This is a genomic window from Aeromonas sp. 95A (genome assembly GCF_051919235.1).
GTDB lineage: Bacteria > Pseudomonadota > Gammaproteobacteria > Enterobacterales > Aeromonadaceae > Aeromonas > Aeromonas veronii.
In genome coordinates this window covers 345,668-371,739 of sequence record NZ_JBQBFC010000001.1, presented here as the reverse complement: position 1 = coordinate 371,739, position 26,072 = coordinate 345,668, and the positions used below count along the sequence as shown (strand labels likewise).

Sequence of the window (26,072 nt, the reverse complement as noted above, 5' to 3'; positions counted from 1 at the left end):
ATGTCTGGATGCAACTCACCCTGTTAAACGACACGGGCAAATTCGATGGGCTCGATGACACCATTAGGCACGTTTTTGCCGAGACGGCGCACAAATTGAATGCCTTGTTCGATCTCTCCCAACTGGATGTCACCTTCAGCCCTTTTGCCGAGGGGGATGCTCCCGACTCGGGTATCGGTGGCTGGGCCATCAACATGTATCGAATAGAACTCCAGATTGATCTGGAACGGCCTGATATCAAAGAGGTGATCATCACCGAATTGCCTGCCGTACTGGCCCACGAAGTCCACCATATCGTGCAAAAGAAGAACAAGGTGGAAGCAGAAACACTGGCCGAAAACCTGATTTTTGAAGGGCTGGCCTGCTACTTTGAGCAGAGGTTCAATGGTGGCACACTCCCCTCGCTGTTCAAGGAGTCTCATCACCATGACTGGCAATCGCTCCTGGCAGAGATGACACCCCATCTATCCAGCAAGCAGTTCAACTATTTAGACTTTTTCTACTGCCGTGATAACCGGCCATTTCCCAAATATGCCGGTTACTGGGTGGGGTTCAATCTGGTGACCAACTATCTGGCCAAAAATGGACTGAATGAAATAGAGGTCATGGGACTACCCGCCGAGGCGTATTTCAATTAATACGCCTTCACACTGTTCGTGGCTATCACAGAGCCCAAATCCGGAGAGAAGATCATGATCCCCATTCGCTGCAAAGCCGTCTCCGGCGTTGCCCTTACCACTGTCGATGGCGAAACCAGATTGCTGGTGATGAAACGGGTCAAGGGGGGCTTCTGGTGCCATGTGGCGGGCACGGTGGAGGCGGGTGAAACCGGCTGGCAGACCATTATTCGGGAATTTGGCGAAGAGACGGGGATCCGGGTCACCGAGCTCTACAACGGCCAGTATCTGGAGCAGTTTTACGAGGCGAGCCTGAATACGATAGAGGTGGTGCCGGTCTTTGTGGTCTATTGCCCGGCCAATCAGGCGGTGACCCTCAACGACGAGCACACCGAATATCGCTGGTGTTCCCTGGCCGAGGCCAAGGCGCTGGTGAGTTTCCCCGGCCAGAAGGCGCTCTACGACCATATCTGGCACCATTTTGTCGACAACGCCCCCTCTCCCCTGATGCGGGTCGATATCCGCTGACCGCGCACGGCTTCCCCCTGTAAATGCAACACGCCCCCGGATGGGGGCGTGTTGTATCTAAAGCCAGCCAAGCGCTTTTGTTAGACCAAGCAGATGGCCTACGGCCGCTCGCCAGCGGCCAGACGGCGGTTGATATCGGCGATAACCGGGGCGATGTCAGCAAGGGTATCAATCACGTAGTGTGCCCCCGCCGCCCGCAGTTTGGCCTCGGCCGGTGCACGCCGGGCGGCGATCTCCGCCTCGCTCATGGAGGCAAACTCGTCCCAGGTGGCACCAAATTCGTTGCCGGAAACCGACAGCCCCACCGTCCACATGCCCGCGTTCAACCCTTCGCTGATACCGGGCACGGCGTCATCCACCTTGATGCAGCGATGCACCGCGCTCACTCCCAGCTCAATTACGTTGGCCAGCGCCATCCAAGGACCGGGGCGACCACCAGCCTTTAGATCGTCGGTGGCGACCCAGTGATCCGGGCGGTAGCCGTGATCGGCCGCAGCAGGTACCAGCGCCTCCATCACCGGACGGGGATAACCGGAGCAGGAGCCGATTTTCATCCCCTGCACCCGCAGAGCGTCCAGCACCGGCAGCACACCGGGGATGGGGGCGGCAAAGCGGGTCACCGCGGCAATCTGCAGCGGCATAAAGGTGTGATAAATGTGGTCCACCTCGGCGTGGCTCATAGGATGGCCGAAGCGGGCCTGCCAGCGCGCATCCACCGAGGGCAGACGGCCCAGCGCGGCGATATGATCCCACTTGCCAAGGCCCATGGGCTGGCGTGCTTCGTCCAGGGTCACAGCAAAGTCATAGGCGCGGGCGAAGGCCTCGACGAAGATGGAGGTGGGGGCGAAGGAGCCGAAATCGACGACGGTGCCGGCCCAGTCGAGGATCAGCGCCTCCACGTCGGTGGTCGGGTCGATGGCAGTCTGCAAGTCAGTCATGGTGGTGTTCCTGTTTCGGTGAAAGTGCGATCTCGCCGAGGGCGCGATCGAGAATGGTGATGGCGCGCACCAGATCGGCGCGGGCGATATTGAGCGGCGGCGAGAGCTGGATGACATTGCCCTGGGAGACCTTGAAGCTGAGCCCCAGCTCCAGACAGCGGTAGAGCAGCCGCTCGGTGGCCTGGCTGTTGCGGGTGCGACTCTGGTGATCGACCACCAGATCGAGCGCCCAGAGCAAACCGATACCGCGCACCTGCCCGATCAGCGGGTGACGCTTAGCCAACTTGCCGAGCTCGGCCGCCATAAAACGGCCATCCTCCTGCGCTTTTGCCAGCAATCCAGCTTCGCGGATTGTCTCTATAGTGGCGAGGGCCGCCGCGCAGCCGATAGGGCTCTTCTCGTGGGTGTAGTGACCGAGCGAGATGGCCGCCGCCTGATTGAACCGGTCGCGGGTAATGAGCGCGGCAAACGGTACCACCCCGCCCCCCAGCCCCTTGCCCAGACAGATGATGTCGGGCTCGATGCCGAACTCTTCAAAGCTGAACCAGTGGCCGGTGCGCCCCAGGGCATTGGGGATCTCGTCGACGATCAGCAGCACTTTGTGGCGATCGCAGATCTCCCGCACCCGCTGCCAGTAGGCCTTCGAGGGCACCTGCACATCGGTGTTGCGAATAGGTTCGGCGATAAAGGCGCCGATCCCTCCCTCCTTCTCGATGACGTACTCCAGATAATCGGCGTAGTGCAGGTCATCCCCCTCCCCGCGATACCAGACGCCGCGATAACGGGTGGGCGGCGGGATGCGCTCCACTCCGGCCATCAGCGGGCCCATACCGGCGCGAAAACAGGCCTCGCCGCCGACCGAGATGGCATCGAGGGAGGCGCCGTGAAAGGCATCCCACAGGGATACCACCTTGCTGTTGCCGGTGATAAAACGGGCGAGCTTTAGAGCAATCCCCACCACCTCGCTGCCGCCGGGGGCGAACAGCACCCGGTTGAGATCGCCGGGGGCCAGCTCGGCCAAGGTGCGGGCACAGTCGATGGCAACCTGATGGGTGTAGCGGCGGGGCGCAAACGGCAGATCGGCGAGTTGCTGTTGCACCGCGGCCACCACCCTGGGGTGGCCGTGGCCCAGCTGATGGACGCTGTTGCCGTGAAAATCGAGGTAACGCTTGCCCGATACGCTGGTCAACCAGCTCCCCTGCGCCCCCTCGATCAAATCCAGACAGGGGGTGGAGAGTGCCTGATGGAGGAAGTAGCGGCTATCCTCCGCCAATCCCGCCTGCACCGCCTCGCTCTGGTCAGCCCACCAACGCGCCCGCCCCTCGCCGAGGTTGATATCCCCTTCGCTGTCGGCGCGGCCGCTGCCGTGCAGCTTATGGTCATGCAAATCGCGGCCACGCAGATCACGACCCTGAGCCAGCATGCTGGTCATCGCGCGTCCCCTTGCCAGTAGCAGGCGCTGGCCATGGCGGCGAGCAGATCGCGCACCCGCTCAGGGGTCACGTCGCCGATATTGCCGATACGGAAGCAATCGGCCTGGGAGACCTTGCCCGGATAGATGACAAAGCCCTGCGCCTTGAGCCGCTGGTAGAAGTCGGCGAAGCGGTAGTCAGGGTGGGTCGGAGAGTAGAAGGCGGTGATGATGGGAGATTGCCACTGTTCTGGCAGCAGTGGCGCAAAGCCGAGGGCAGCCATCCCCGCCACCAGCGTGCGCTGATTTTCACTGTAACGCTGATGGCGGGCGGCGATGCCCCCCTCCTCGTCCAGCTCGCGCAGGGCCTGGGCAAAGGCGAGCACGGTATGGGTGGGCGAGGTAAAGCGCCACTTGCCCCCCTGCTGCTCCATGGTCTGCCACTGGGCGTGCAGGTCGAGGGAGACCGAGCGAGCACGACCGGCGCAGGCCGCCAGCGCGGCGCGGCGAGCGATGACAAAGCCAAAACCCGGCACCCCCTGAATGCACTTGTTGGCCGAGCTGATGAGAAACTCGATGCCAAGGCGCCCCATGTCGATGGGGATGCCGCCAAAGCTGCTCATGGCATCGACGATCAGGCGGATGCCGCGGCGCTGGCAGAGCTCAGCTACCTCCTCAAGGGGGTTGAGCATGCCGGTGGTGGTCTCGCAGTGCACCATGGCCAGATGGGTGATCTCGGGGTGGCGCGCCAGCATCGCCTCGATGGCGGCGGGCTCCGGGCGGGTCGTCTCGCCGCAATCCAGCTCGTGGTGGCGCAGGCCAAGGCAGCGGGCCATCTCCCCCATGCGGGCACCATAGGCGCCGTTGTTGATGATCAGCAGACACTCATCGACGCCGATCGCCGAGCCCAGCACACTCTCCACCACATAGCTGCCGCTCCCCTGCAGCAAGACGGCACTGTAGTCACTTTGATATTCCGGGCCAGTGGCGAGGCGCACCAGCTCGCGGCGGATGGGCTCCACCACCCCCTGGTTGTAGTCCGCATCCCAGGTACAGCTGTCTTGCAGCATGGCGGCACGCACCGTGGCGGTGGTCGAGAGGGGGCCCGGGGTCAGCAGCAGGTAATCGACGGCAGCAGGGGCCGCAGGAATATGGGTCATGACTTCGCTCCTTTTGGTATATACCAGAATGAGCGCATTGTGGGTAACTGCCCCGCCAAGGTCAAAGGGGTGGGGCTACGTGCAACAAAAAATTCATTTTCAGCGTCGGGATCGCGATAATCTAGGAAGCCTGAACAGCAGGGGCGATTCTGGTATCTACCAATGCATGTTGATGTCGCCGTTTAGCCACCGGGCAGATGACCAGCCCAGTGCCCAGTCCATTGCCCAACTCATTGCACAACTTATTGCAAAACCAGGGATTTTCATGAGCAAACCGCAATATCTGCAGATCAAGGATGCCCTCGCCAACCAGATCCTGGCGGGGGGTCTGGCCCCCAACGACAAGCTCCCCTCCGAGCGGCTGCTGGGGGAACTCTATGGCACCACCCGGGTTACCATTCGCGAGGCACTGGTTCAGCTGGAGGCGAACGGCCTTATCTATCGGGAGGATCGCCGCGGCTGGTTCGTCACCCCGCCACGCTTTCGCTTGAACCCCAGACGCACCTCCAACTTTCACCAGATAGTGCGGGAGCAAGGGGGTGAGCCGCACACCGAGCTGCTGGAGAAAAGCCGTCAGGCGGTACCGCCCGCGTTGATGGCGCAGCTGCAGCTCAAGCCGTTCGACAGCCTGTTTCTGCTAAAACGGTTGCGCTACGCCAACGGGCGCGCCATCTGCTACTGCGAGAACCACTGCCTGCCTGAGCGAGTGCCCGGCCTGCTGGCGCTGGATCTCAACGGCAGCCTGACCGAGATCTACCAGGCCCATTACGATCTCCACTACGCCCGCATGCAGGTGCGCTTTTTTCCCACCGCCCTACCGGACGAGGTGGCCAAGGCGCTGGGAGCCACCGCCGGTCTACCCGCCCTGCGCCTCGAGCGACTCAACTTCGATCAGCACGGCCGGGTGCTCGACTTCGATCTGGAGTACTGGCGCCACGACAGTCTGGAGATCGAGGTGGATACCCAGGATTAGTCACGAACAAATCAGGAACGGCAAAACGTCACGGGGCTGTCACGGTCACGTCATAAAGATCCCCTAGCCTCTCTCTCGACCAATCTGGTTTATACCAAACCAATTTAACTGGAGAAGAGGATGAAACAGGGAACCCATCTGCTGGCCGCCGCCGTGCTGGCTGCCATGACCGCCCCGGCACTGGCCGCGACCGATCTCACCGTCTACACCGCCTTCGAACCGGAGCAGCTCAACGAGCTGAAAACCGCGTTCGAGCGCCAGCATCCGGACATCAACATCAAGTGGGTGCGTGACTCCACCGGCGTGGTCACCGCCCGCTTGCTGGCAGAAAAAGCGCAGCCCAAAGCGGATGTGGTGTGGGGACTGGCCGCCACCAGCCTGATGCAGCTCGATCAGCAGCAGATGCTCAATGCCTATGCACCGAAAGGACTGGAGAAGCTCGACAGCCGCTTTCGCGACAGCAAGGCCGAGCCGCACTGGATCGGTCTGGACGCCTTCTTCAGCGCCATCTGCTTCAATAAGGTAGAGGCGGAGAAACAGGGGATCCCGGCCCCCACCCGCTGGGCCGACCTCACCAAGCCCATCTACAAGGGCAAGGTGATCATGCCCAACCCCAGCTCCTCCGGCACCGGTTACCTGAGCGTTGCTGGCTGGCTGCAGACCATGGGCGAGCAGCAGGGCTGGCAATTCATGAACGGCCTGCACCAGAACATCGACCGTTACACCCACTCGGGCTCCGCCCCCTGCAAGCTGGCCGCCAGCGGTGAAACGGTGATCGGTATCTCCTTCGACTTCCCGGCTACCAGCCTCAAGGCCAAGGGTGCCCCCATCGAGGTGGTGTTCCCGAAAGAGGGGTCGGGCTGGGATATGGAAGCCGCCGCCATCATCAAGGGCACCCCCAAGCTGGAAGCAGCCAAACAGCTGCTCGACTTTGCCGCCACCGAACAGGCCAACGCCCTCTACAACAAGTCGTTCGCCGTGGTCGCCATCCCCGATGTAGCCCAACCGAGAGCGGGCTATCCGGCGGATATCAAAGGCCAGATGATCGACAACGACTTTAGCTGGGCAGCCCGCGAACGTAACGCCATCCTGGCCCAGTGGAGCGCCAGCTTCGACGGCAAGACCGAAGCCAAACAGTAAGCGTGAAGGGCGGCGGTTTGTTCACGCCAGACACACCGCTGCCAATAAACTGCCAGTCGAAGGCCAACAGCTGTTGGCCTTCGCTTTTTGGTTTTAACTTCCCGAGTTTGCATTGCCTTCAATTAGCGATGCTTAGTCCATTCGCACAGTGCCCAGTCACTTGCTGGCGACCCGATGTCATTTGACTGTCATCAAGCTGTCATCTCCCGATCACCTGACCGTCACACTTTACCCGCAAACTGGTATATACCAAATCAGTAGCGAGTCGAACCATGACCCAGCCCTATCTGGACATTCAACATCTCAACAAGCAGTTCGGTGCTTTTCAGGCCCTCAAGGGGATCTCTCTGACCATTGAGCCGGGGGAGTTTATCTGCTTTCTCGGCCCCTCCGGCTGCGGCAAAACTACCCTGCTCAGAGCCATCGCCGGGCTGGATCTACCAGACAGCGGCGAGATCTGGCAAGGAGGGCGCAATATCTCCCGCCTGCCGCCCCAGGAGCGCGATTTTGGCATCGTGTTTCAGTCCTATGCTCTCTTCCCCAACCTGACGGTGGCCCAGAACATCGCCTTCGGCCTTGAGAATCAGGGGCTGGCGCGGGATCTCATCAAGGAGCGGGTCGATCACTGGCTGGGGCTGGTGGATCTCACTGCCCAGTCCCACAAATACCCGAGCCAGATCTCCGGCGGCCAGCAGCAGCGGGTGGCGCTGGCCCGGGCCTTGGCCCTCTCCCCCGGCCTGCTGCTGCTGGACGAGCCGCTCAGCGCGCTGGATGCACTGGTACGCACCCATCTTCGTAGCGAGATCCGCGCCCTGCAGCAGCGCCTTGGCATCACCACCATCATGGTGACCCACGATCAGGAAGAGGCGCTGACCATGGCCGACCGCATCGTGGTGATGGAGGGCGGCCGCATCGTACAGGTGGGCACCCCGCAGGAGATCTACCACCAGCCTGCCAGCCGTTTCGTGGCAAGCTTTGTCGGTACCATGAACTTCCTCGAGACCCTGGTGCTGAGCCCCAATCAGGTGCGCCTCAACGAACAACCGCTGACACTTGCCAACCAGGCCGCTGCCGGCAGCAAATTGCAGGTGGCGATCCGCCCCGAGGCAATCACGCTAAGCGCGCCGAACGAGCCGCACCTTGGGCAACATGGCGTTGAAGCAACCATCGATCAGGTGGAGTTTCTCGGCGCCGCCCAGCGACTGATCTGCACCGCCGACACCTATCTGGGCCCACAGCAAATTCTGGTGGAGCGCCCGACCCACGAGTTGCCCCGCCACGAACAAGGGGGCTGGCGCAGCGGCATGCGCTGCTCGCTGCACTGGCCCGCCGGTGCGATGCAGCTGTTTGAAGGAGATCGCCCATGACAGCCCCCTTCGCGACCTCCTCCCTGTTGCCGCCAGCGACAGCCCGCCAAGACTCTCGCTGGCAGCGGCTCTGTCGCGGCTGGAGCCGGGATCAGCTGCTGCAACTGATCCTGCTGGTGCTCGGCATCGCTCTGCTCACCGGCGGTCTGCTGCTGCCGCTGCTCACCATGTTGCAAAAAAGCCTGCAGGATGAGAACGGCCTCTGGATAGGCCTTGCCAATTTCAGCGCCTACTTCGACTCCCCCCATCTGGGGCGCACCATCGGCAACACCCTCTGGCTCGGGGTGCTGATCACCGCGCTGGTGGTGACCATCGCCTTTGGCTACGCCTACGCCCTCACCCGCACCTGTATGCCGGGCAAGCCCCTGTTTCGCCTCATCGGTTTGATCCCGCTGTTGATGCCCTCCCTGTTGCCCGCCATCAGTCTGGTCTACTGGTTTGGCAATCAGGGGATCGCCAAGGGGCTGCTCGGCGGCGAGAGCATCTACGGCCCCATCGGCATCGTCATCGGTCTTGGCTTCTGGTGCTTCCCTCACGCCCTGATGATCCTTATCACGGCGCTGGGTCAGAGCGATGCCCGCCTCTATGAAGCCTCCCGGGTACTCGGCAGCAGCGGCTGGCGCACCTTTGTCACCGTCACCCTGCCTACCGCCCGTTATGGCCTGCTCAGCGCCGCCATCGCGGTCTTCACCCTCACCATCTGCGACTTCGGGGTTGCCAAGGTGATTGGCGGCCAGTACAGCGTGCTGGCTACCGATATCTACCGGCAGGTGATCGGGATGCAGAACTTCTCCCTCGGCGCCGTTGCCAGCGTCACCCTGCTGCTGCCGGCACTGTTGAGCTTTGCGCTGGAGCACAGGGTACGCAGCAAGATGCAGGAGCAGAGCAGCACCAAGGCGGTGCCCTATCAGCCCAAGCCCCATCGGCTGCGGGATCTGCTGGCGCTCGGCTGGTGTACCCTCTGGGCCCTGCTGTTTCTGGCGCTGGTGGGCATGGCAGTCTACGGCTCGCTGGTGCAGTTCTGGCCCTACAACCTCGGGCTGACGCTGGATCACTACGCTTTTGACAGCAACAGCGTCTATGGCTGGCAGCCCTTTACCAACACCTTGCAGCTGGGCCTCTATACCGCGCTTATCGGTACCGTGCTGGTGATGGTGCTGGCCTGGGCACAGGAGAAGGGGCGCCACTTTGCGCCGCTGCGCCAGCTGTTGCATCTGCTTGCCATGCTGTCGCTGGCAGTACCCGGCATGGTGCTGGGGCTGGGTTACATCTTCTTTTTCAACGGCAATCCGCTCTTTGGCAGCCTCTATGGCACTCTGCCGCTGATGGTGCTCTCCTGCGTCATCCACTACTACACGGTGGGCCATATGACGGCGCTGACCAGCCTCAAGCAGTTGCCCAAGGAGCTGGAGCTGGTGGCCATCTCATTGCGCATTCCGCTCTGGAAGGCGTTCTGGCGAGTCACCCTGCCCGCCTCCCTGCCCGCACTGCTGGAGATCTTTATCTATCTGTTCGTCAACGCCATGACCACCACCTCGGCGGTGATCTTCCTCTATTCGAGCGACAGCGTGCTCGCCTCCATCGCCGTGCTGAACATGGAGGATTCCGGCGATACCGCCGCGGCCGCCGCCATGGCCACCCTGATCCTGCTGGCCGCCGCCACCGTCAAGCTGCTCCAGCTCTTTTTGAGCCGCGCCCTGCTGGATCGCACCCAGCGCTGGCGCCACCAATAACCTTATCGAGGAGTCATCATGTCCACTCTCCCCTTCTGGCTAGCCGAAGCGCTCGCCGCCGAACAGCCCGCGCTGCCCACGCCCCTAGTCAGCCACCACGAGGCCGATGTCTGCATCGTCGGTGGCGGCTTTACCGGGCTGTGGAGCGCCATCGCCCTTAAACAGGCCGAGCCACACTTGCGCATCATGGTGCTGGAAAAAGATCGCTGCGGCAGCGGCGCCTCCGGGCGCAACGGCGGCTGTTTGCTCACCTGGTCGGCCAAATACCTGACGTTAAAGCGCCTCTTTGGCGAGCAGCAGGCCGCCTGGCTGGTACAAAGATCCGAGCAGGCGGTACACGAGATCGCCCACTTCTGCGAAACGTACAGCATAGAAGCAGAGCTGAGGGTCGAGGGCACCTGCTACACAGCCACCAGCGAGGCCCAGCGTGGCCTGATGGAGCCGGTATTGCGGGAGCTACAGCGAGCCGATCTTAACCAGTGGCAGGCGATTGCGGAGGGTGAACTGGCGAGCCAGAGCGGCTCCCACGTTCATCTGGAGGGGCTCTACAGCCCCCACGCCGGTTCGGTGCAACCGGCACTGTTGGTGCGCGGCCTGCTGCGGGTAGCGCGGGAACTGGGGGTCGAGGTCTATGAGCACTCCCCCATGCAGCGCCTTGAGGCAGGCCAGCCAGCGCGGGTGCAAACGCCGCAGGGGGAGGTACGTGCCCGCAAGGTGGTACTGGCCCTCAACAGCGCCATGGTGCAGCACTTTCGCGAGTTTCGCCGCAGCATAGTGCTGGTCTCCTCCGATATGGTGATAACCGATCCCGCGCCGGATGCACTGGCCGCCCAGCAGCTTGAGCACGGCCGCTCCGTGGTGGATGGCCGCACCTTTGTCCATTACTACCGCTCCACCCCGCAAGGACGGCTGATGCTGGGCAAGGGGGGCAACACCTTCGCCTTTGCCAACCGCCATCTAGCCGAGTTTGATGCGCCGAGCCGCTATCTTGCCCCCCTCACCCGCACCCTGCGCCGCTTCTTTCCGGCGCTTAAAGAGGTGCCCATCGCCGCCAGCTGGTGCGGCGCCTCCGACCGCTCGGTGGATGGCCTCCCCTTCTTCGGCCACTGGCGAGGGCAGCCCAATATCGTCTATGGCCTCGGCTACTCCGGCAACGGGGTGGCGCAGAGCTGGATGGGTGGCCAGATCCTGGCAACTTTGGTGCGCGATGAAGTGCGGGAGGAGGACAAGCCGTGGCGCGACTGCGCGCTGGTCAGCGGCCCGCGTGGCTACTTCCCGCCCGAGCCATTCCGCTGGCTGGGTGCCATGGCGGTACGCAATGCCATCCGGCGCAAGGAGCGGGCGGAAGATGAGAACCGTCCGGTGGCCTGGTATGACAAACAGCTGGCCAAACTTGCCGATGCGGCGGGCAAGGCGGATAAATAGTTCGGCGATAGAGGGCAACCATTTCCCATACTATTTCGCCCCACACCCTATTTCTTGAAAATGCCGACCCGAGGGTCGGCATTTTTACAGGTGAACTCTGAGGGGCATTATCGCTAAGCGTGATCCGCTGATGGGCCCCAGCGGCGGCAGGGTTGAGATAGCGTGATTTGTAGGTTGGCGCAGAGCGTAGCGAAGCCCAACAGACGAGCATGATTACGCCAACCAGGGCGGAATAAACAAGGACGTGGCTAAGCCATAAGACTGATTGACAAGCATATTTCACGGTAAACGTTGGGCTTCACTTCGTTCAGCACCAACCTACCTTTTTAGCCCAACATACGAGATTGATTGTATCAAAACAACCATATTGAGGGGCTTGTCACTGGTAGCAAAAAATGTCTGTGGCATAATACATCGCACAGACGTCCGAATACGCTTCTCTATTCGAACAAACTATTTCACACAAATATTCTCGAGGTGTTTTTGCGATGAAAAAGAAGTACTCTGTATTTATAAGCTCTACTTTTATTGACCTCGAGGATGAACGTGAAACCATTAGAAAGCTTGTCATAGACATGGGCTATATACCACTTGGTATGGAGTCGTTTCCAGCGACAAATGAAGAGCAATTTGGATATATTCAAAAAGTAATCGACGATAGCGATTACTATATTTTAGTAATTGGTGGCCGTTATGGTTCACTGACTACCGATGGAATTAGTTTTACAGAGAAAGAATATGATTATGCCATATTAAAAAACAAAGTCGTTTTAGCATTTGTACATGAATCACCTGATAGTTTCACTGCTAAGGTAATAGACAAAGATCCCGTGCTTAGAGAAAAACTGGATGCCTTTAGGTGCAAGGCGACACAGGGTCGTATAGTAAAGTTTTGGAGCAATAAAGATCAGCTTGGCTATCAAGCAATGACAAGTTTACATCAAGCAGTGGACAGCTATCCGACCGTAGGTTGGGTACGTGGTGACTTTCAAAATACACAAGAAGTTAGTCAAGAATTTCGTCGAGCAGAAGGCGAGTTATTTCATTTAAAACATGAAGTAAATGACTTACGCCAAAAAATGGTTGAATATGAGTCTCTCATTTATTCTCAGTTTATGGAAAAAACAAAACCAGCAACTCAAGCCGAAATTCAGACTTGGATTAATGGTGCAAAAAATAATTATGACGATGCTGTAATCCGTCATAGCCATAATGTTAGATTCGCCGACCAAGACTTTATACTTCCTAGTTTATATGGGGCATCATCAGTCTCTGTTATAGTAGAAAAAGGTGTTAAGGTATACCGAACACAAAACGGAGGGCACTCAACCGTTTATTATATGGATGGTTTTAGAAAGGATAGTATTTAAAAATAACCAGCATGAGTTCGAATAATTAATTTTTGATATTCAGAAAAGATGACTATAGCCATAAAAAAGCCGCCCATCGGGCGGCACTTTTATTAGAGATAACGGGCTAAACAGAATTACCAGCCGGTCACTTCGCGCAGGGCCTTGCCGATATCGGCCAAGGAGCGGACGGTTTTCACGCCAGCATCTTCCAGCGCGGCAAACTTCTCGGCTGCGGTACCCTTGCCACCGGAGATGATGGCGCCAGCGTGGCCCATCCGCTTGCCGGGAGGTGCAGTAACACCGGCGATATAGGAGACCACCGGCTTGGTGACGTGGGCCTTGATATAGGCGGCCGCGTCTTCCTCGGCGTTGCCGCCGATCTCGCCAATCATCACGATCGCTTCGGTCTGCGGGTCGTTCTGGAACATCTCCAGAATGTCGATAAAGTTGGAGCCCGGGATGGGGTCGCCGCCGATACCGACGCAGGTGGACTGGCCAAAGCCCTCGTCAGTGGTCTGCTTGACCGCTTCGTAGGTCAGGGTGCCGGAGCGGGAGACGATGCCCACCTTGCCCGGCTTGTGAATGTGGCCCGGCATGATGCCGATCTTGCACTCACCCGGGGTGATCACACCCGGGCAGTTGGGGCCGATCATCCGCACACCGGTCTCTTGCAGCTTCACTTTGACGTCCAGCATATCCAGGGTCGGGATGCCTTCGGTGATGGTGACGATGAGCTTGATGCCCGCGTCGATCGCTTCCAGGATCGCGTCCTTGCAGAACGGTGCCGGCACATAGATGACGGAGGCGGTGGCGCCGGTCGCTTCGACTGCGTCACGAACGGTGTTGAACACCGGCAGGCCCAGATGGGTGGTGCCACCCTTGCCCGGGGAGACGCCGCCGACCAACTGGGTGCCGTAGGAGAGCGCCTGCTCGGAGTGGAAAGTACCCTGACCGCCGGTAAAGCCCTGGCAGATGACTCGGGTGTCCTTGTTGATCAGTACGCTCATCAGTTGGCCTCCGCTGCTTTGACGACTTGCTGCGCGGCATCGGTCAGACTCTTGGCCGCAATGATGTTGAGGCCGCTCTCGGCCAGCTTGATACCACCCAGCTCGGCGTTGTTGCCTTCCAGACGGACCACGACGGGCACCTTGACCCCCACTTCCTTGACCGCACCGATAATGCCTTCCGCGATCATGTCGCAGCGCACGATGCCGCCAAAGATGTTGACCAGCACCGCTTTGACGTTGCTGTCGGAGAGGATGATCTTGAACGCCTCGGTTACGCGCTCCTTGGTGGCGCCGCCGCCGACGTCAAGGAAGTTGGCCGGCTTGCCGCCGTGCAGGTTGACGATATCCATGGTGCCCATGGCCAGACCCGCGCCGTTGACCATGCAGCCGATGTTGCCATCGAGGGCCACATAGTTGAGCTCCCACTGGGCGGCGTGCGCTTCGCGGGGGTCATCCTGTGACGGGTCGTGCATCTCGCGCAACTTGGGCTGACGATAGAGGGCGTTGGCGTCGATGTTGATCTTGCCATCCAGGCAGTGCAGGTTGCCCTGCGCGGTGATCACCAGCGGGTTGATCTCCAGCAGCGCGAAATCGCAATCCAGGAACATCTGGCCCAGACCCATGAAGATCTTGGTGAACTGTTTGATCTGATCGCCGACCAGACCCAGTTTGAAGGCCAGTTCGCGAGCCTGATAAGCCTGCGGACCCACCAGCGGATCGATGGCCGCTTTGTGGATCAGATGGGGGGTTTCGTGGGCAATCTTCTCGATATCCACGCCACCTTCGGTCGAGGCCATGAAGACCACGCGGCGCGAACCACGGTCAACCACGGCGCCCAGGTAGAGCTCTTTGGCGATGTCGGTGCAAGATTCAACCAGGATCTTGGTGACCGGCTGGCCGTTGGCGTCGGTCTGGTAGGTCACCAGATTTTTGCCAAGCCAGTTTTGGGCAAAAGCACGGATCTCATCCTTGCTCTTGGCCACTTTCACGCCGCCCGCTTTACCGCGGCCACCGGCGTGTACCTGGCATTTGACGACCCAGGTATTGCCGCCAATCTTGTCGGCCGCTTCGGCCGCTTCTTGTGGGGTAGCACAGGCATAACCTTCGGAGACCGGCAGGCCATACTCGGCAAACAGCTGTTTTGCCTGATATTCATGCAGATTCATAGATGCTCTATCCGTGTTGTAGGTATTTCCGTCCGGGGCTGGTGTTTCTCAATCCCCTGTGAATGGGGGCCTGGGCGGCCCCTCGTTATCTTTCAATCGCTCGGGTATTACTCAAACGTCCAGCAGCACATCCTGCTCGGGGCGCAAACCCCTTGCCCGGGTGCCACAGGCTTAGACGTCCAGCAACAGACGGGTCGGGTCTTCCAGCAGCTCCTTGACGGAGACCAGGAAGCCTACCGATTCGCGTCCGTCGATGAGGCGGTGATCGTAGGAGAGCGCCAGATACATCATCGGCAGGATCTCGACCTTGCCGTCAACGGCCATCGGGCGATCCTGGATCTTGTGCATCCCCAGAATGGCGCTCTGGGGCGGGTTGATGATCGGGGTGGACATCAGGGAGCCGAACACGCCACCGTTGGTGATGGTGAAGTTGCCGCCAGTCAGTTCATCCACGGTCAGCTTTCCGTCACGGCCCTTGCCCGCCAGATCCTTTATGGCCTTCTCGATGTCCGCCAGGCTCATGTTGTCGCAGTCGCGCAGCACCGGCGTCACCAGACCACGGGGGGTGGAGACGGCGATACTGACGTCGAAGTAGTTGTGGTAAACCACGTCATCACCATCGAGTGCCGCATTCACTTCCGGATAGCGCTTGAGGGACTCCACTACCGCTTTCACATAGAAGGACATAAAGCCGAGCTTGATGCCGTGCTTCTTCTCGAAGATCTCGCCGTACTGCTTGCGCAGATCCATGATGGGCTTCATGTTGACCTCGTTGAAGGTGGTCAGCATGGCGGTGGTATTTTTCGCTTCCAGCAGACGCTCGGCAATGCGCTTGCGCAGACGGGTCATCGGTACCCGCTTGTCGGTACGACCACCCAGCGGAGTAACCTTGGCTGCCGGAGCGGCAGCGGCGACCGGTGCGGCTGCCGCAGGCTGGCTCTTGGCCTTGATGAAGGCTTCCACATCATCCTTGGTGATGCGACCGCCCTTGCCGGTACCGGTCAGCTTGGTCACATCGATGTCGTGCTCACCAATCAGGCGGCGCACCGAGGGGCTCAAGCCATCGGCACCATCATCGGCCACCGCTTCAGCGGGTTTCTCTTTGGTCTCTTCACCGGCCACCGGGGCGGCGGTGAGGATGGCAATCAGTTGACGGGACAACACAGTCGCCCCTTCCCCTTGCAGAATATCCCCCAGCACACCGGCTTGCGGTGCCGGCACTTCCAGCACCACCTTGTCGGTCTCGATGTCGACCAGCACTTCGTCACGGGCGACCAGATCGCCCGGTTTTTTGTGCCAGGTGGCGATAGTGGCATCGGCCACTGATTCCGGCAGATCCGGTACCTTGATTTCGATAGTCATCCAATCAGTTCCTTTTTACTTCTATGCCAGAGGCTTTACAGGGTAAGGGCATCTTCCACCAAGGCTTTTTGCTGCTTGGCGTGGACAGACATGTAACCGACGGCCGGTGAGGCTGACGCGGGGCGACCGGCATAACGCAGGGTAGCTCCGGCTGGCAGCACGCCATCGTAGTGGTGACGGGTGCAGTACCAGGCGCCCTGGTTCTGCGGCTCTTCCTGACACCAGACAAAGTCGGTGACGTGGCTGTAATCGGCCAGAATGGCGCGCACTTCCTCTTCCGGGAAGGGGTAGAGCTGCTCAATTCGCACCAGTGCCACATCTTGCTGCTCGGCCTTGCGACGGGCATCGAGCAGGTCGTAGTAGACCTTGCCAGAGCAGAAGACCACGCGCTTGACTGCTTTCGGATCCAGCGCATCGATCTCGCCGATGGCGTTCTGGAAAGTACCTTCCGCCAGCTCTTCGAGCTTGCTCACCGCCAGCGGATGGCGCAGCAGGGATTTTGGCGTCATCACGATAAGCGGACGGCGCATCGGGCGCACGACCTGACGGCGCAGCATATGGAACACCTGCGCCGGGGTAGAGGGCACGCACACCTGCATGTTGTGCTGGGCACACATCTGCAGATAACGCTCCAGACGGGCGGAGGAGTGCTCCGGCCCCTGCCCCTCGTAACCGTGCGGCAGCAACATGGTCAGGCCGCACATCCGGCCCCACTTCTGCTCACCGGAGGAGAGGAACTGATCCACCACTACCTGGGCACAGTTGGCGAAATCGCCGAACTGGGCTTCCCAGATGGTGAGGCCAGCCGGCTCGGCGCTGGCGTAACCATATTCAAAGGCCAGTACCGCGTTCTCGGTCAGCACAGAGTCATACACCTCGAACGGGCCCTGCTCGTCGTGCAGGTTGCACAGCGGGGTGTAGGTGCTGGCATCGGTCTGGCTGTGCAGCACGGCGTGGCGGTGGAAGAAGGTGCCACGGCCGGAATCTTCACCGGTAAAGCGGATGCGGGACCCCTTGTCCACCAGAGTGGCGTAGGCCAGGGTCTCGGCAAAGCCCCAATCCACCAGCTTCTCGCCAGCGGCCATCAGACGGCGGTCTTCGTAAATCTTCTCGACCTGACGCTGCAGCACGTGGGTCGCCGGATACTGGCTCACCCGCTCGCCGAGGCTCTTGAGGTGATCCATCGGCACTGCACTCTCATAGGCCATGTTCCAGTCGTGGCCCAGATAAGGGGTCCAGTCGACGGAGTGCAACTCCATCGGCCGCCACTCCTTGCTCACCCGCTCGCCGCGATCCAGCGCTTCGCGATACTCGTTGACCAGTTCGGTCGCCCGCTCCTGAGCGAGGCTCCCCTCGGCCACCAGCTGATCGGCGTAGATCTTGCGCGGGGTCGGGTGCTGCTTGATCTTCTGGTACATCAGCGGCTGAGTCGCGCTCGGCTCGTCCGCTTCGTTGTGACCGTGACGACGGTAGCAGACCAGTTCGATCACCACGTCGCGTTTGAAGGTATTGCGGTAATCCAGTGCAATCTGGGTCACCAGCACCACGGCTTCCGGATCATCCCCGTTGACGTGCAGCACCGGCGCCTGCACCGCCTTGGCGATGTCGGTGCAATATTCGGTGGAGCGCAGGTCACGGATATAGGAGGTGGTGAAACCAACCTGGTTGTTGATGACGATGCGCACCGTCCCGCCGACACCATAGGCGCGGGTCTGGGACATGTTGAAGGTCTCGGCCACCACGCCCTGACCGGCCATGGCCGAGTCACCGTGAATGGTGATGGGCAACACGCTGGAGCCATCCTTGTCACCGCGACGATCCATCCGGGCACGGACTGAGCCGATAACCACAGGGTTGACAATCTCGAGGTGAGAGGGGTTGAACGCCAGCGCAAGGTGGACGTTGCCACCCGGGGTGGCGAAGTCGGAGGAGAAGCCCATATGGTACTTCACATCACCGGTGCCCCAGGATTCGCCATGCTTACCGGCAAACTCGTCGAACAGGTCCTGCGCCCGTTTACCGAGCACGTTGATCAGCACGTTGAGGCGACCGCGGTGTGCCATACCGATAACGGCCTCTTTGCAGCCCTGCTCACCGGCGCGACGGATCAGCTCCTTGAGCATGGGGATCATGGCGTCGCCACCTTCCAGCGAGAAGCGCTTGGCTCCCGGGAACTTGGCGCCCAGATATTTCTCCAGCCCTTCGGCGGCGGTCAGGCTCTCGAGGAAACGGGTCTTCTCTTCGAGGGTGTAGCTCCCCTTCCCTTCAATGGATTCGAGACGCTGTTGCAGCCAGCGCTTCTCTTCCGTGGAGGTGAGGTGCATGTAGTCGGCGCCTATGCTGCCGCAATAGGTCTTCTTCAGCGAGGCGTAGAGGTCGGAGAGCACCATGGTCTCGCGACCGATGGCGTAGGAGCCCACATTGAAGGTGGCCTCCATATCTGCGCCCTGCAGGTTGTGGAACGCAGGATCCAGTTCGGCAACGGTTTCACGCTGCCACAGGCCCAGCGGGTCCAGATTGGCATTCTGGTGACCACGGAAACGGAAGGCGTTGATCAGCTGCAATACCCGCACCTGCTTGGCATCCACTTGCGGATCGGAGACGGGGGCACTGTAGCGAGAGGGATCCTTGGCCAGACGACGGAAATAATCGCGGACCTGGGAGTGGGGTTGTTCAACCGCATGGCCATTGACCTGGGGCAGCTCGCTAAACAGGCTGCGCCACTCGTCGGACACGGAGTCAGGATTTTCCAGGAAGGATTCGTACAAATCCTCGATATAGCTTGCATTCGCACCAGCCAGGTGAGATGACTCCAACCAGGCCTTCATCACGCCGTTATGCATTTCTATCCCTTGTACTTCTTGTTACTGCTGCGCAGCTTGTAGGGGTCAAATAGCCATCCTGCCACGGGTCGGATGGCTATCCAGAGGTCGGGCCAGCACCTGGCCGGCCCTGATACTAAACAGCCCGATTGAGCAACATCGACTTGATCTGGCCAATCGCCTTGGTCGGGTTCAAGCCTTTCGGACAGACGTTCACGCAGTTCATGATGCCATGGCAGCGGAACACGCTGAATGCGTCGTCCAGATTCCCCAATCGTTCGGTGGTCGCGGTGTCGCGGCTGTCAGCCAGCCAGCGGTAGGCGGCGAGTAGCCCGGCCGGACCGATGAACTTGTCGGGATTCCACCAGAAGGAGGGGCACGAAGTGGAGCAGCAGGCACAGAGAATGCACTCGTACAGGCCGTCAAGCTTGGCGCGCTCTTCGGGGGATTGCAGGTGCTCACGCACCGGCGGCAACTTGTCATCATTGATGAGGAAGGGTTTGACCTTCTCCCACTGGGTGTAGAACTGGGTCATGTCGATCACCAGATCACGGATCACCGGCAGGCCGGGCAAGGGGCGGATAACGACGTTATTGCCCTTCTTCAGCAGGTCGGAGAGCGGGGTGATACAGGCAAGACCGTTCTTGCCATTCATGTTGAGACCATCTGATCCACAGACCCCTTCGCGGCAAGAGCGGCGGAAGGCGAGCGTGGGATCCAGCTCTTTCAACTGGATCAGTGCGTCGAGCACCATCATGTCGGAACCTTCAGGAATATCAAGACGATATTCCTTCATATGGGGGACGTTATCAACATCCGGATTGTATCTGTAGACAGAGAATGTGACGTTCATTGGGCTGGCTCCGCAATCAGTAAGTCCGGACCTTGGGCGGGAACGCCTCACGGGTCTTGGGTGACATGTTGACAGCGCGACGGGTCATGGACTCGGTGTCCGGATGATAGAGGCTGTGGCACAGCCAGTTCTCATCGTCGCGATCCGGGAAGTCGAAACGGCAGTGAGCACCGCGACTCTCGGTACGGAAGTTGGCGGCAACCGCCGTGGCAAACGCCGTCTCCATCAGGTTGTCCAGCTCCAGGCACTCGATGCGCTGGGTGTTGAACTCTTTGGAGGTGTCATCCAGACGGGCTGACTTGAGGCGCTCGCGGATAACCTTGAGCTCGGCCAACCCTTCTGCCATCGCCGCACCTTCGCGGAATACGGAGAAGTTGTTCTGCATGCAGCGCTGCAGGTCTTTGCGGATCTGCACCGGGTCTTCGCCGTTACGGGTATTTTCCCAGCGGTTGAAGCGGGCCAGTGCAGCATCGAGATCCGACTCGGAGGCATCGCGGCCGTGATCCATCTCGCCCAGGGTGTTGACCAGATGCATGCCGGCCGCGCGGCCGAACACCACCAGATCCAGCAGGGAGTTGCCGCCCAGACGGTTGGCTCCGTGCACCGAGACGCAGGCAATTTCACCCACCGCAAACAGACCGACCACCGGCACGTCGTTGCCGTTCTTGTCCTGGGTCAGGCACTGGCCATTCACGTTGGTCGGCACGCCGCCCATCATGTAGTGGCAGGTCGGGATGATCGGGATCGGCTCTTTGACCGGATCCACGTGGGCGAAGGTGCGGGAGAGTTCGCAGATGCCCGGCAGACGGGATTCCAGCACCTCTTTGCCGAGGTGATCCAGCTTGAGCTTGATGTGCGGGCCCCAGGGACCATCGCAGCCACGGCCTTCACGGATCTCGATCATGATGGAGCGGGCCACCACGTCGCGACCGGCCAAGTCCTTGGCATTTGGCGCGTAACGCTCCATGAAGCGCTCGCCATCTTTATTGAGCAGATAGCCACCTTCACCACGGCAGCCTTCGGTTACCAGCACCCCTGCCCCGGCGATGCCGGTCGGGTGGAACTGCCACATCTCCATGTCCTGCACGCCGACGCCGGCACGCAGCGCCATACCGACACCGTCACCTGTATTGATGTGGGCGTTGGTGGTGGACTGGTAGATACGACCGGCACCGCCGGTGGCCAGCACGGTGGCCTTGGCCTTGAAGTAGACGACCTCGCCGCTCTCCATATCGATGGCGGTACAACCCACCACATGGCCATCCTGGTTCTTCACCAGATCCAGCGCATACCACTCGGAGAAGACGGTGGTCTTGTTCTTGACGTTCTGTTGGTAAAGGGTGTGCAGCAGGGCGTGACCGGTACGGTCGGCCGCAGCCGCAGTACGGGCAGCCTGCTCGCCACCGAAATTCTTGGACTGACCACCAAACGGACGCTGGTAGACAGACCCGTTGTCGAAACGGGAGAAGGGCAGCCCCATGTTCTCCAGCTCATAGATAGCCTCGGGGCCGGTTTTGCACATGTACTCGATGGCTTCCTGATCACCGATGTAATCGGAACCTTTTACCGTGTCATACATATGCCACTGCCAGTTGTCATCGTGGGCATTGCCCAGCGCAACCGTGATCCCGCCCTGGGCGGAGACAGTGTGAGAACGGGTTGGAAAAACCTTGGACAACAGAGCGCAGCTCTTGCCGGACTGGGCAATCTGCAGCGCGGCGCGCATACCGGCACCACCGGCACCAATCACCACCGCATCAAATTCACGAGTTGGAATAGTCACCTTACACACCCCACAGCACGACGAAACCCGTCATCAGATAGACAAACAGCACCACGACCAGGGCAAATTGCAGCGCCCCGCGCAGCCCTACCGGCTTGATATAGTCAGTCAGCACCTGCCACAGACCAATCCAGGCATGGATCAGTACGCAGAGCAGGGTCAACAGGGTGAATACCTTGGTGAATGTTTTGGCGAAGAAGCCTGCCCACACATCGTAGGTGATGTCGTTGAACGCGACAAAGCCCACCAGATAGAGGACATAACAGGTCATGATGAGGGCGGTGGCGCGGATCAGGATGTAATCATGAACGCCGCTGCGCCCGAAGGTTGCAGAATTGGTTACCATACAAGCACTCCCGCCAATACAGCCAGGATCGCGGTGATCACGAAGGCCACGCGGGCGCTCTGATTGCCGGATTCCAGCTCTTCCCAATAGCCCATATCCATGACCAGATGACGCAAGCCGCCCACAATGTGGTATGCCAGCGCAGTCAGGATCCCCCACAGCACGAGTTTGACCAGGAAGTTGTCCATGATGGCAACCACGGTTGCAAACCCTTCGGGAGAGGCGAGTGAAGTACCAAGCATCCACAGCAAGATGCCCAGTGCAACAAAGGTAATGACCCCTGAAACACGGTGCAGGATGGATGCAATGGCAGTGACAGGAAAGCTGATCGTCTGTAGGTCGAGGTTGACCGGTCTCTGTTTGTTTTTCACGCTTGCCCACTCAGCTCCATTGAGCACGTTAGTTATTGTTTTAACTCACACTTGAGGGCACGGAATGGTGATTGTTGGTTTTTTGTTACCAAAACACTCTGAAAAAGCCAAAACGCGAGTTTTCGGTTTCACATCAGGCTTTGCCAAAGCGTTTCAAACACCCGCAGCCATGACCCACGTGGCGCAGTATATCGGCGGCCTTAACCGAAGACAATCAATTAGCTACAAAGAAAACACAAAACCGCAAACTCGATCGCATATTTAATTTAACATTTCATTAATGCCATTAATGGGGTTCCAGCAAAATTGACATTGATAAGGAACTCTGTTTCAAATAAGGCGCTCCAGCCACTTCGGTATGGGTAACAACCTTTGCCAGCGTCATAAAAGTCGTAATAGAGTAGGACTGGAACCAAATTATAAAGAGCAAAGGAGACGTGCTATGGCTGATAAGATAGCCACCCTACACCTGCCCGGAAAAGATCCGGTCGAACTGCCGATCCTCTCCGGCACCATCGGCCCGGATGTCATCGATGTCAGAAAATTGGGATCACAGGGGTATTTCACCTTTGACCCCGGTTTTATGGCCACCGGTTCTTGCAAATCTGCCATTACCTACATTGACGGGGATCAGGGTGTCTTGCTGCACCGTGGTTACCCCATCGCCCAGTTGGCCACTCAGGCCACCTATCTGGAAGTCTGCTATATCCTGTTGTACGGCGAAGCGCCGACCAAGGCGCAATATGCCGAATTCGAACGCCTGGTCACCCGCCACACCATGGTGCACGAGCAGATCGCCTTCTTCTTCCGCGGCTTCCGTCGCGACTCCCACCCCATGGCCATCATGTGCGGTGTGGTCAGCGCCCTCTCCGCCTTCTATCATGATGCCCTCGACATCAATAACGAGCAGCATCGCGAGATCTGTGCCTTCCGTCTGCTCTCCAAGATGCCGACTCTGGCCGCCATGTGTTACAAGTACTCCATCGGCCAGCCGTTCATGCAGCCGCGTAACGCCCTCTCCTATGCCGGTAACTTCCTGCACATGATGTTTGGCGTGCCGACCGAAGAGTACAAGGTCAATCCTATCGTTGAACGCGCCATGGATCGTATCTTTACCCTCCATGCGGATCACGAGCAGAACGCCTCCACCTCCACCGTTCGTCTGGCTGGCTCCTCCGGTGCCAACCCGTTCGCCTGTATCGCCGCGGGGATCGCCTCCCTGTGGGGACCGGCCCACGGTGGTGCCAACGAAGCCTGCCTGCGCATGCTGGAAGAGATCGGCTCGGTGGATCGCATCCCCGAGTACATCGCCAAGGCCAAGGACAAGAATGATCCGTTCCGTCTGATGGGCTTCGGTCACCGTGTCTACAAAAACCACGACCCTCGTGCCACCGTGATGCGCGAAACCTGCCACGAAGTACTGACCGAGCTGCAGATCAAGGATCCGCTGCTGGACGTGGCCATGGAGCTGGAGCGTATTGCGCTCTCCGACCCCTACTTCGTCGAGAAGAAACTCTACCCGAACGTAGACTTCTACTCCGGCATCATCATGAAGGCGATCGGCATCCCGATGAGCATGTTCACCGTGATCTTCGCCATCTCCCGCACCATCGGCTGGATTGCACACTGGAACGAGTTCCACTCAGACCCGGACAGCAAGATTGGTCGTCCACGCCAGCTCTACGTAGGCCACCCGCTGCGCGAGTTCACTCCACTCGAGCAGCGCTAACCACTGCGCTGATATGGTTTGTTACAAAGGCGGTCATTGACCGCCTTTTTGTTTGCCGCTCTAATGCCCCCTTTCGCGTTAAGGAGTCCATTATGAAACCACTGTTTATCAGCGCAGCCTTGCTGCTGACCGCCTGCCAGAGCGCCCCCGTATCGTCACAGGGGGAGACCCTCTATATCAACAGCCAGCTGGTCGATTGCGTCGGAGTTGGCCCGATGCAGTGCATGCAGGTTCGCAGTGATGAGCAGCAGCCCTGGACGCTGTTCTACCAGAATATTGAAGGTTTCCAGTTCGAGCCGGGCTATCGCTATCAGCTCACAGTCAGCAAGGAGCAGCTCACCGATGTGCCGGCCGATGCCCCCTCCGTGCGCTATCAGCTGATCAAGGTAGTGAACAAGGTCGCCAGCAAGTAACAAACACGATCAAAAAAACGGGGGATGGCTGATGCCATCCCCCGTTGGTTTATGGGTACTGCGCCTCATCAGGCACGATCAGGTCGGCGCCAGCGCCATATGCAGCAGCGGATAGGGCTTGCCCTGATCATCCAGCGGCGAGCGACCCGTCACGGTGAATCCCATCTTCAGATAGAAGCCCACCGCCTGTTCGTTCTGCTCGTTGACGTCAACCTGCGTCGCGCCGCCCTGCGTGATGGCATGGGCCACCAGCAAACGCCCCACGCCACTACCGCGCGCCCCGGGAGCCACAAACAGCATCTCCAGCTTGCCCTCGTACACTCCGCTAAAACCCGTAATCTGCCCCTCTTTTGTGCGGGCACTGTGCAGTGTCACCGCATCGAAGTAGTGCTCCAGAATAAGCGGTTTAAGCGCGAGGATCTCGGCCTCGGGCAGGAAGTGGTGGGTCGCCCGAACAGAGGCCTCCCACAGATCGATCATGGCCGGATAATCGGCCCGGGATACCGGAACAATCGTCATGAAATGACTCGATATGATAACCAGCGGGAAGAGACACCTTCCCGCTGACAACGGTGATTAGCGCGCCTGCACCGCCTGCAACAGCACCGACATATCAGCGCCAAAGTTGCGGCTGCGGATCGCTTCGCGAATATCCGCTTCGCTATAACGGCTGCCCGGGTAGACCACTACGCAGGAGGTGTCGCCCGGTTTGAGGAAGTGGGTCTCGCCAAACGGGGTATAGCGGGTGGCACCGATACTGATGAGCGCATGGGGAGGATGTCCCGCCTGCGCCAGCAGTCCCTGAATGTGCTCCGCCGGCCCTTCATCCTGCTGATGATTGAACTTGTCGATGGCCCAGTCGAGCAGCTTGCCGTGGAAGTAGCTGTAGTCGATGGCGGCGCTGTCTACCCCGTAGGCGTGCAGCTCACCGTCCCGCTCCAGATAGCAGGCGATACGATAGTCATCAAGCTCGCAACCGGCGGCAAAACCGGAAAGCGGCAGCAGCTTGTCCGCCAGCCCCTTGCTCTCTTCGCCCCAGTTCTTCTTCTCGCTGATCTTCTTGGCGTTGGGACGACGGATGGAGCAGTCGTTATAGGCACCAAAGGCACGGGGATGGATCGCCACCACCTGCTTGTCGGCATACTCCAGCTCGCACCAGAGGGCTACTTCCGGCTCGATCTGCACCTTCTCGTCACCGCTGACCGCCGCTTCCGGCAGGAAGATCGCCTTGTCGCTCAACGGGAATACCCCGAGCTGACCCGGATGGCCCGGCACGAAAAAGGGAAACAGCGCCTTGGGCGCCGTGGTGTCGCGCACGACTACCGCTACGAAGTCCGACGCTTCACCCGCCTGCTCCAGATGACCGGCGAAATTGCCCGCGACCCCGAGTCCGATAAACTTGCTCTCTGCTGCTATCTGCATCTTGCTCACCTGCATCTTGCCAACGCAAGGTAGCAGGCTCGTCGCCTACTACCGCTAAAGTGGCAAGATTAAACCACAAGGACCCCGCCTTCGCCCAGTCCGGCCCTGTCGTGATGTGCGCCAGTCCGCTTTTTTAGGGACGAGAAGGCTGTGG

24 protein-coding genes are annotated in these 26,072 nt (G+C 59.7%); 11 read left to right on the top strand and 13 right to left on the bottom strand.

Annotated features, from left to right (window positions below; all coding sequences use genetic code 11):
- Positions 1 to 8: 8 nt before the first annotated feature.
- Together ACTG2U_RS01640 and ACTG2U_RS01635 are read left to right on the top strand one after the other, a co-directional pair.
- Positions 9 to 638, top strand: a complete 630-nt coding sequence (locus tag ACTG2U_RS01640) for a DUF2268 domain-containing putative Zn-dependent protease (protein ID WP_439973928.1) — start codon at positions 9 to 11, stop codon at positions 636 to 638.
- Positions 639 to 692: 54 nt separating this feature from the next.
- Entirely contained in the window at positions 693 to 1,145 is a 453-nt protein-coding gene (locus ACTG2U_RS01635) for an NUDIX hydrolase (RefSeq protein ID WP_139399289.1), read from the top strand.
- Between the two features lie 98 nt (positions 1,146 to 1,243).
- Here ACTG2U_RS01635 and phnX read toward each other — a convergent pair whose 3' ends face one another.
- The 3 genes from phnX to phnW are packed head-to-tail and all read right to left on the bottom strand — an operon-like array spanning position 1,244 to position 4,654.
- Entirely contained in the window at positions 1,244 to 2,083 is an 840-nt protein-coding gene (gene phnX / locus ACTG2U_RS01630; protein ID WP_439973927.1) for a phosphonoacetaldehyde hydrolase, read from the bottom strand.
- A complete protein-coding gene (locus ACTG2U_RS01625) occupies positions 2,076 to 3,515 on the bottom strand; it encodes an aspartate aminotransferase family protein (RefSeq protein WP_429013420.1) in 1,440 nt (479 codons plus the stop codon). The genes phnX and ACTG2U_RS01625 overlap by 8 nt, the downstream gene beginning before the upstream one ends.
- Positions 3,512 to 4,654, bottom strand: a complete 1,143-nt coding sequence (phnW, locus tag ACTG2U_RS01620) for a 2-aminoethylphosphonate--pyruvate transaminase (RefSeq protein WP_439973926.1) — start codon at positions 4,652 to 4,654, stop codon at positions 3,512 to 3,514. The genes ACTG2U_RS01625 and phnW overlap by 4 nt, the downstream gene beginning before the upstream one ends.
- Positions 4,655 to 4,919: 265 nt before the next feature.
- Between phnW and phnR the strand changes: the two genes are divergently transcribed.
- The 6 genes from phnR (at position 4,920) to ACTG2U_RS01590 (ending at position 12,662) form a co-directional block, all read left to right on the top strand.
- Positions 4,920 to 5,627 carry a phosphonate utilization transcriptional regulator PhnR gene (gene phnR, locus ACTG2U_RS01615; protein WP_005352498.1) on the top strand — a complete coding sequence of 236 codons (708 nt, stop codon included), beginning with the start codon at positions 4,920 to 4,922 and terminating at the stop codon, positions 5,625 to 5,627.
- Between the two features lie 120 nt (positions 5,628 to 5,747).
- On the top strand, positions 5,748 to 6,767 hold the full coding sequence (locus ACTG2U_RS01610) for a putative 2-aminoethylphosphonate ABC transporter substrate-binding protein (RefSeq protein ID WP_439973925.1): 1,020 nt from the start codon (positions 5,748 to 5,750) through the stop codon (positions 6,765 to 6,767).
- A gap of 272 nt (positions 6,768 to 7,039) precedes the next feature.
- The gene (locus ACTG2U_RS01605) at positions 7,040 to 8,134 is read left to right on the top strand and encodes a putative 2-aminoethylphosphonate ABC transporter ATP-binding protein (protein WP_064335907.1); all 1,095 of its coding nucleotides are present in this window, start codon (positions 7,040 to 7,042) and stop codon (positions 8,132 to 8,134) included.
- Entirely contained in the window at positions 8,131 to 9,867 is a 1,737-nt protein-coding gene (locus tag ACTG2U_RS01600) for a putative 2-aminoethylphosphonate ABC transporter permease subunit (protein WP_439973924.1), read from the top strand. Before ACTG2U_RS01605 ends, ACTG2U_RS01600 begins: the two co-directional genes overlap by 4 nt.
- A gap of 18 nt (positions 9,868 to 9,885) precedes the next feature.
- Entirely contained in the window at positions 9,886 to 11,292 is a 1,407-nt protein-coding gene (locus tag ACTG2U_RS01595; RefSeq protein WP_439973923.1) for an FAD-dependent oxidoreductase, read from the top strand.
- A gap of 488 nt (positions 11,293 to 11,780) precedes the next feature.
- Complete coding sequence (locus tag ACTG2U_RS01590; RefSeq protein WP_439973922.1) at positions 11,781 to 12,662, top strand: DUF4062 domain-containing protein; 882 nt, start codon at positions 11,781 to 11,783, stop codon at positions 12,660 to 12,662.
- Between the two features lie 116 nt (positions 12,663 to 12,778).
- Here ACTG2U_RS01590 and sucD read toward each other — a convergent pair whose 3' ends face one another.
- The 8 genes from sucD to sdhC all read right to left on the bottom strand — a co-directional run bounded on the left by sucD (position 12,779) and on the right by sdhC (position 22,354).
- Positions 12,779 to 13,651 (bottom strand): succinate--CoA ligase subunit alpha, encoded by an 873-nt coding sequence (gene sucD / locus ACTG2U_RS01585; RefSeq protein ID WP_005333542.1) that lies wholly within the window; start codon positions 13,649 to 13,651, stop codon positions 12,779 to 12,781.
- Positions 13,651 to 14,817 carry an ADP-forming succinate--CoA ligase subunit beta gene (gene sucC / locus ACTG2U_RS01580; protein WP_005361097.1) on the bottom strand — a complete coding sequence of 389 codons (1,167 nt, stop codon included), beginning with the start codon at positions 14,815 to 14,817 and terminating at the stop codon, positions 13,651 to 13,653. The genes sucD and sucC overlap by 1 nt, the downstream gene beginning before the upstream one ends.
- A 171-nt stretch (positions 14,818 to 14,988) precedes the next feature.
- Complete coding sequence (odhB, locus tag ACTG2U_RS01575) at positions 14,989 to 16,179, bottom strand: 2-oxoglutarate dehydrogenase complex dihydrolipoyllysine-residue succinyltransferase (protein ID WP_043824260.1); 1,191 nt, start codon at positions 16,177 to 16,179, stop codon at positions 14,989 to 14,991.
- A 35-nt stretch (positions 16,180 to 16,214) separates the two neighbouring features.
- The gene (gene sucA / locus ACTG2U_RS01570; protein WP_005333548.1) at positions 16,215 to 19,022 is read right to left on the bottom strand and encodes a 2-oxoglutarate dehydrogenase E1 component; all 2,808 of its coding nucleotides are present in this window, start codon (positions 19,020 to 19,022) and stop codon (positions 16,215 to 16,217) included.
- A gap of 115 nt (positions 19,023 to 19,137) precedes the next feature.
- A complete protein-coding gene (locus ACTG2U_RS01565; RefSeq protein ID WP_005333549.1) occupies positions 19,138 to 19,854 on the bottom strand; it encodes a succinate dehydrogenase iron-sulfur subunit in 717 nt (238 codons plus the stop codon).
- A gap of 16 nt (positions 19,855 to 19,870) precedes the next feature.
- Positions 19,871 to 21,637, bottom strand: a complete 1,767-nt coding sequence (sdhA, locus tag ACTG2U_RS01560; protein ID WP_139471773.1) for a succinate dehydrogenase flavoprotein subunit — start codon at positions 21,635 to 21,637, stop codon at positions 19,871 to 19,873.
- Position 21,638: 1 nt separating this feature from the next.
- The gene (gene sdhD / locus ACTG2U_RS01555) at positions 21,639 to 21,983 is read right to left on the bottom strand and encodes a succinate dehydrogenase, hydrophobic membrane anchor protein (RefSeq protein ID WP_236562494.1); all 345 of its coding nucleotides are present in this window, start codon (positions 21,981 to 21,983) and stop codon (positions 21,639 to 21,641) included.
- Positions 21,977 to 22,354, bottom strand: coding sequence for a succinate dehydrogenase cytochrome b556 subunit (sdhC, locus tag ACTG2U_RS01550; RefSeq protein WP_021231296.1), 378 nt, complete (start codon positions 22,352 to 22,354; stop codon positions 21,977 to 21,979). The genes sdhD and sdhC overlap by 7 nt, the downstream gene beginning before the upstream one ends.
- 64 nt (positions 22,355 to 22,418) lie before the next feature.
- Here sdhC and ACTG2U_RS01545 point away from each other — a divergent pair, with 64 nt between their 5' ends.
- From ACTG2U_RS01545 to ACTG2U_RS01535, 3 genes are all read left to right on the top strand, one after another.
- Entirely contained in the window at positions 22,419 to 22,619 is a 201-nt protein-coding gene (locus ACTG2U_RS01545; RefSeq protein ID WP_124929313.1) for a hypothetical protein, read from the top strand.
- Positions 22,620 to 22,796: 177 nt separating this feature from the next.
- Complete coding sequence (locus ACTG2U_RS01540; RefSeq protein ID WP_005333572.1) at positions 22,797 to 24,083, top strand: citrate synthase; 1,287 nt, start codon at positions 22,797 to 22,799, stop codon at positions 24,081 to 24,083.
- 92 nt (positions 24,084 to 24,175) lie between these two features.
- Positions 24,176 to 24,496, top strand: a complete 321-nt coding sequence (locus ACTG2U_RS01535; RefSeq protein WP_005361103.1) for a DUF4377 domain-containing protein — start codon at positions 24,176 to 24,178, stop codon at positions 24,494 to 24,496.
- Between the two features lie 78 nt (positions 24,497 to 24,574).
- Here ACTG2U_RS01535 and ACTG2U_RS01530 read toward each other — a convergent pair whose 3' ends face one another.
- Both ACTG2U_RS01530 and ACTG2U_RS01525 read right to left on the bottom strand, forming a co-directional pair.
- Positions 24,575 to 25,015: an acetyltransferase gene (locus ACTG2U_RS01530; protein ID WP_103251155.1), complete on the bottom strand. Its 441-nt coding sequence runs from the start codon at positions 25,013 to 25,015 to the stop codon at positions 24,575 to 24,577.
- Positions 25,016 to 25,072: 57 nt separating this feature from the next.
- The gene (locus ACTG2U_RS01525; RefSeq protein ID WP_103251154.1) at positions 25,073 to 25,918 is read right to left on the bottom strand and encodes a DUF5718 family protein; all 846 of its coding nucleotides are present in this window, start codon (positions 25,916 to 25,918) and stop codon (positions 25,073 to 25,075) included.
- Positions 25,919 to 26,072: the final 154 nt, after the last annotated feature.

Excerpts from the sequence above, each read along its gene's own strand:
- ACTG2U_RS01625 (WP_429013420.1), bottom strand. The coding sequence starts at position 3,515 with ATGACCAGCATGCTGGCTCAGGGTCGTGATCTGCGTGGCCGCGATTTG.
- ACTG2U_RS01640 (WP_439973928.1), top strand. The coding sequence starts at position 9 with ATGCAACTCACCCTGTTAAACGACACGGGCAAATTCGATGGGCTCGAT.
- phnX (WP_439973927.1), bottom strand. The coding sequence starts at position 2,083 with ATGACTGACTTGCAGACTGCCATCGACCCGACCACCGACGTGGAGGCG.
- ACTG2U_RS01540 (WP_005333572.1), top strand. The coding sequence starts at position 22,797 with ATGGCTGATAAGATAGCCACCCTACACCTGCCCGGAAAAGATCCGGTC.
- ACTG2U_RS01535 (WP_005361103.1), top strand. The coding sequence starts at position 24,176 with ATGAAACCACTGTTTATCAGCGCAGCCTTGCTGCTGACCGCCTGCCAG.
- ACTG2U_RS01610 (WP_439973925.1), top strand. The coding sequence starts at position 5,748 with ATGAAACAGGGAACCCATCTGCTGGCCGCCGCCGTGCTGGCTGCCATG.
- ACTG2U_RS01545 (WP_124929313.1), top strand. The coding sequence starts at position 22,419 with ATGGTGATTGTTGGTTTTTTGTTACCAAAACACTCTGAAAAAGCCAAA.
- sucA (WP_005333548.1), bottom strand. The coding sequence starts at position 19,022 with ATGCATAACGGCGTGATGAAGGCCTGGTTGGAGTCATCTCACCTGGCT.
- sucC (WP_005361097.1), bottom strand. The coding sequence starts at position 14,817 with ATGAATCTGCATGAATATCAGGCAAAACAGCTGTTTGCCGAGTATGGC.
- ACTG2U_RS01595 (WP_439973923.1), top strand. The coding sequence starts at position 9,886 with ATGTCCACTCTCCCCTTCTGGCTAGCCGAAGCGCTCGCCGCCGAACAG.
- phnR (WP_005352498.1), top strand. The coding sequence starts at position 4,920 with ATGAGCAAACCGCAATATCTGCAGATCAAGGATGCCCTCGCCAACCAG.
- ACTG2U_RS01530 (WP_103251155.1), bottom strand. The coding sequence starts at position 25,015 with ATGACGATTGTTCCGGTATCCCGGGCCGATTATCCGGCCATGATCGAT.
- ACTG2U_RS01590 (WP_439973922.1), top strand. The coding sequence starts at position 11,781 with ATGAAAAAGAAGTACTCTGTATTTATAAGCTCTACTTTTATTGACCTC.
- ACTG2U_RS01565 (WP_005333549.1), bottom strand. The coding sequence starts at position 19,854 with ATGAACGTCACATTCTCTGTCTACAGATACAATCCGGATGTTGATAAC.
- sdhD (WP_236562494.1), bottom strand. The coding sequence starts at position 21,983 with ATGGTAACCAATTCTGCAACCTTCGGGCGCAGCGGCGTTCATGATTAC.
- phnW (WP_439973926.1), bottom strand. The coding sequence starts at position 4,654 with ATGACCCATATTCCTGCGGCCCCTGCTGCCGTCGATTACCTGCTGCTG.
- odhB (WP_043824260.1), bottom strand. The coding sequence starts at position 16,179 with ATGACTATCGAAATCAAGGTACCGGATCTGCCGGAATCAGTGGCCGAT.
- ACTG2U_RS01600 (WP_439973924.1), top strand. The coding sequence starts at position 8,131 with ATGACAGCCCCCTTCGCGACCTCCTCCCTGTTGCCGCCAGCGACAGCC.
- ACTG2U_RS01525 (WP_103251154.1), bottom strand. The coding sequence starts at position 25,918 with ATGCAGATAGCAGCAGAGAGCAAGTTTATCGGACTCGGGGTCGCGGGC.
- ACTG2U_RS01635 (WP_139399289.1), top strand. The coding sequence starts at position 693 with ATGATCCCCATTCGCTGCAAAGCCGTCTCCGGCGTTGCCCTTACCACT.
- sucD (WP_005333542.1), bottom strand. The coding sequence starts at position 13,651 with ATGAGCGTACTGATCAACAAGGACACCCGAGTCATCTGCCAGGGCTTT.
- ACTG2U_RS01605 (WP_064335907.1), top strand. The coding sequence starts at position 7,040 with ATGACCCAGCCCTATCTGGACATTCAACATCTCAACAAGCAGTTCGGT.